The organism is Polaromonas sp. P3_C2, assembly GCF_056402675.1.
Genome location: NZ_JBFUGX010000351.1, coordinates 1 through 4364, shown reverse-complemented (window position 1 = coordinate 4364; position 4364 = coordinate 1). Strand labels below are relative to the sequence as shown.

Genomic DNA, 4364 nt, shown 5'->3' with positions numbered 1-4364 from the left:
AGCGGATACCGCCTTCCATGCTGGTGGCGGGCATGGTAGCGGCCATCCTTCCCGACTTTGACGGCATCGCCTTCAAGCTCGGCATCCATTACGGCGGTATCTGGGGCCATCGCGGCTTTACCCACACCCTGGGCTTTGCGCTCGTGGTGGGCCTCATCGGCTGGTGGCTGGCGCGGCACTGGAAACTGGCGCTATGGCAGGGCTATGCGTGGATCGCGCTTTGCGCGTTCTCGCATCCCCTGCTGGACACCCTGACCAATGGCGGCGTGGCCATTCCCCTCTACTGGCCGTTTTCCGACCAGCGGTTTTTCAGTCCCTGGCGGCCCGTTGAGGTGTCGCCGGTCTCCTTTTCCCGGTTCTTCACGCAACGCGGCGCCGACGTGTTGCTCAATGAAGTCCAAACCATCTGGCTGCCGCTGATGGTTGCAGCCCTGGCCATTTTTGCGCTCCGACATTCCCGAAAAAACCAATGAACGCCTCCCAAAACCTTCTTGTTGAACTGTTTGTCGAAGAGCTGCCGCCCAAGGCGCTCAAAAAGCTGGGCGATGCCTTTGCCGGCGTGCTGTTCGAGCAGCTCAAGACCCAGGGCCTGACGGCGGCAGATTCGGCCCTCACGGCATTTGCCTCCCCGCGCCGCCTGGCCGCGCATGTCACGGCGGTGGCCGCACAGGCCGTCGACAAGGCTGTTTCGCAAAAACTCATGCCGGTGGCGGTGGGACTGGATGCTTCGGGCAATGCCACACCCGCGCTGCTCAAGAAACTGCAGGCGCTGGGCGCCGATGCATCGGCTGTGGCTGGCCTCAAGCGCGCGCCCGACGGCAAGGCAGAGGCCTTGTTTTACGACAGTGTCATCAAGGGAGCTACGCTGGTTGAAGGGTTGCAGAAAGCCTTGCTCGAAACCATTGCCAAACTTCCTATCGACAAGCGGATGACCTATCAGCTGGCCGATGGCTGGAGCGATGTGAAATTCGTTCGCCCGGCGCACGGCCTGGTCGCGCTGCATGGTAGCTCGGTGGTCGCTATCGAGGCTTTGGGCCTGAAGGCCGGCAACATCACGCACGGCCACCGCTTTGAAGCGGCCGTCGACCCGGTGGTGCTCAAGGATGCCGACAGCTACGCCGCTACCCTGCAAAAAGACGGCGCGGTGATCGCCAGTTTTGCCGCGCGCAAAGCCGAAATCGTCAAGCAGCTTGCTGCAGCCGCAGCCAAAGTTGGCGGTGGCGCCAGGGCGATTGAAGACGACGCGCTGCTGGATGAAGTGACCGCGCTGGTCGAGCGCCCCAATGTGTTGATTTGCGAATTCGAAAAAGAATTTCTGGGCGTGCCGCWGGAATGCCTGATCCTCACGATGAAGGCCAACCAGAAGTACTTCCCGCTGCTCGATGCGTCGGGCAAGCTCACCAACAAGTTTCTCGTGGTGAGCAACATCAGCCCGACGGATGCCAGCGCCGTGATTGGCGGCAACGAGCGCGTCGTGCGCCCGCGCCTGGCGGATGCCAAGTTTTTCTTCGACCAGGACCGCAAGAAAACGCTGGCTTCGCGCGTTGAAGGCCTGGGCAAAGTGGTGTATCACAACAAGCTGGGCACGCAGGGCGAGCGCACGCAGCGCGTACGCGCCATCGCCGAGGCGATCGCCAATCGCCTGAACGCCAATGTGGCCGATGTGCAGCGCGCCGCCGAGCTGGCCAAGACCGACCTGGTGACCGACATGGTGGGAGAGTTTCCCGAACTGCAGGGCACCATGGGCCGTTACTACGCGCTCAACGACGGCCTCAACACCGATGTGGCCGACGCCATTGAAGACCACTACAAGCCGCGCTTTGCCGGCGACGAACTGCCACGCAACACTGTTGGCGTCATCGTCGCGCTGGCCGACAAGCTGGAAACGCTGGTTGGGATGTTCGGCATCGGCAATCTGCCGACCGGCGACAAGGACCCGTTCGCGCTGCGCCGCCATGCGCTGGGCGTGATCCGCATGCTGGTCGAGAAAGACCTGCCTTTGGGCCTRCTGGAACTGGTACAGGGCGCGCAACCGGTGTTCGGTGACAAGATTCAGGATGCCTCCTTGGCATTGGTCGACTTTATCTACGACCGCCTCGCCGGCTCCCTGCGTGAGCAGGGCTACAGCGCGCAAGAAGTCGATGCCGTGCTGGCCCTCAAACCCCAGCGCCTGGGCGATGTGGCCAAACGCCTGGCGGCCGTGCGTGCCTTTGCCGCGCTGCCCGAAGCACCGGCTCTCGCTGCGGCCAACAAGCGCGTCGGCAACATCCTGAAGAAGGCTGAAGGCACGGTCGAAGCTGCCGTCAAACCTGAGCTGCTGCTGGAAGCCGCCGAGAAATCCCTCGCGGATGCATTGAAGACCGTGGGGCCCAAAGCCGAAGCCACTTTCGCCGCTGGCGACTACGCGGCCTCGCTGCAGGCGTTGGCCGCCCTGAAGGCGCCGGTCGATGCATTCTTCGACGGCGTGATGGTCAACGCCGAAGACCCGGCGCTGCGCGCCAACCGGCTCGGGCTGCTCGCAACCCTGCATCAATCGATGAACCGGGTGGCTGACCTCTCCAAACTAGCCACCTGAACTTTTTTCAAGGCAAACACCATGAAACTCGTCATCCTCGACCGCGACGGCACCATCAACAGCGACAGCGACGACTTCGTCAAGGCGCCGGACGAGTGGTTGCCGCTGCCGGGTTCGCTGGAGGCCATTGCGCGCCTGAACCATGCCGGCTGGCACGTCGTCATTGCGTCCAACCAGTCGGGGCTGGGGCGCGGCCTCTTCGACGTGGCGGCGCTCAACGCCATGCACGCCAAGATGCACAAGCTGCTGGCCGCGGTCGGCGGGCGCATTGATGCGGTGTTTTACTGCCCGCATGCCCCCGAGGAAAGCTGCACCTGCCGCAAGCCGCTGCCTGGCCTTTTTGAGCAGATCGGTGCGCGTTTCGGCGTGCCGCTCAAAGGCGTGCCCACCGCAGGGGATTCGCTGCGCGACCTGCAGGCCGGCGCAGCTGCGGGGTGTGAACCGCACCTGGTGCTGACGGGCAAGTCGGCACGGTACCGCAGCGGCGGGCGGCCTGAAGGCTTGCCCGAAGGCACGCAGTTGCATACCGATTTATCGGCATTTGCCGATTTCATCCTCGAACGCAGTGCCCGGCCCCTGCAAGTGGCCCTGTAGGTGATGCTATAAAAATGCTAGCTACCTGCGCTGACCAGATAAGGGTTAGAGCCTTAAAACATCGTGAAAACTGCTGTACACCAGCATCCACAACCTGCCAGATACCGGAAACCTTGACATGCGCCTGATTCGATCAATTCTTCATCTGCTGTGGATGGCCGTCACGGTGATCCCCTGGGCGACCTTTGTGGTGATTGCCTCCCTCTTTGTCAGCAGCAACACCATGTACTGGATGTGCGCGGGCTGGCTGCGCGTGGCGGTCAGCGGCGGCACCTTCATCCTGGGCATCAAGAACCGGGTGACCGGCATGGAAAACCTGCCCACGGGCCAGACCAGCGCCGCTGTTCTGCTGCTCAAGCACCAGAGCACCTGGGAGACCCTGTGCATGCCTACGCTGATGCCACACCCCCTGGCCTACGTTTTCAAGAAGGAGCTCTTGTACGTACCGTTCTTCGGCTGGGCGATGGCGCGCATGGACATGATCCACATCGACCGCAGCCAGCGCTCACAGGCTTTCAACAAGGTCGTCGTGCAGGGCAAGCGCCTGATGGCACAGGGCACCTGGGTCATCATGTTTCCCGAAGGCACACGCATCCCGCGTGGCCAGAAGGGTACTTACAAATCCGGCGGCACGCGCCTGGCCATTGAAACCGGCGCTCCCGTGATCCCGATTGCCGTGACCTCGGCCAAATGCTGGCCGCGCAAGGCCTTCATCAAAACCCCGGGCATCGTTGACATCTCCATCGGCAAGCCCATCGACAGCGCGGGCCGGCAGCCCGACGAGTTGATGCGCGAGGTGGAAACCTGGATCGAAGCCGAAATGCGGCGCCTTGACCCCGAGGCTTATGCCGGAGAAGTGGTCGCCGCGCCCGCCACATCCGTCGCGCCCAATACCTGAGCGGCCAGCCTGCCCATGCTGTCAAGCTAAACTGCCATGATGCAACGGCTTCTTCAGTTCACGCTCGACCTGTTTGATTCCGCGCCGGCGCCGCTTGCTGGCGTTCCCAGCGGCTCCAAAGCCAGAAAAATCAAGCCAAAMAGGCCTGAGACGACCGATAACAGTGCGCAACCAGCTATCGAAAATATAGCGGTGGCAGATTTCGTCGGCCCCCATCTTCCCGCACAAACCATCCAGCAGGCGCTGGCCCCGGCTACTTTCCGCCACCCCCGCGCCAGCCGTGAGACCGTCCTGGGC

At 62.7% G+C, this 4364-nt stretch carries 4 protein-coding genes and 1 pseudogene; all 5 read left to right on the top strand.

Features of this window, described 5'->3' with window-relative positions; genetic code table 11:
• Nucleotides 1-473 (top strand): metal-dependent hydrolase (locus AC1DWI_RS14815; RefSeq protein ID WP_477725103.1); only part of this gene is annotated, 473 nt, incomplete at its 5' end.
• Entirely contained in the window at nucleotides 470-2575 is a 2106-nt protein-coding gene (gene glyS / locus AC1DWI_RS14810; RefSeq protein WP_477725102.1) for a glycine--tRNA ligase subunit beta, read from the top strand. The genes AC1DWI_RS14815 and glyS, both read left to right, overlap by 4 nt.
• Nucleotides 2576-2596: 21 nt before the next feature.
• Nucleotides 2597-3169: a D-glycero-beta-D-manno-heptose 1,7-bisphosphate 7-phosphatase gene (gene gmhB, locus AC1DWI_RS14805; RefSeq protein WP_457282820.1), complete on the top strand. Its 573-nt coding sequence runs from the start codon at nucleotides 2597-2599 to the stop codon at nucleotides 3167-3169.
• A gap of 118 nt (nucleotides 3170-3287) precedes the next feature.
• Nucleotides 3288-4067: a lysophospholipid acyltransferase family protein gene (locus AC1DWI_RS14800; RefSeq protein ID WP_477670107.1), complete on the top strand. Its 780-nt coding sequence runs from the start codon at nucleotides 3288-3290 to the stop codon at nucleotides 4065-4067.
• Nucleotides 4068-4106: 39 nt separating this feature from the next.
• Nucleotides 4107-4364: pseudogene (locus tag AC1DWI_RS14795) on the top strand (metal-dependent hydrolase); the annotation flags it as partial.

Bases quoted from the DNA above. Each gene is read 5' to 3' on its own strand.
- gmhB (WP_457282820.1), top strand. From the start codon at position 2,597: ATGAAACTCGTCATCCTCGACCGCGACGGCACCATCAACAGCGACAGC.
- AC1DWI_RS14800 (WP_477670107.1), top strand. From the start codon at position 3,288: ATGCGCCTGATTCGATCAATTCTTCATCTGCTGTGGATGGCCGTCACG.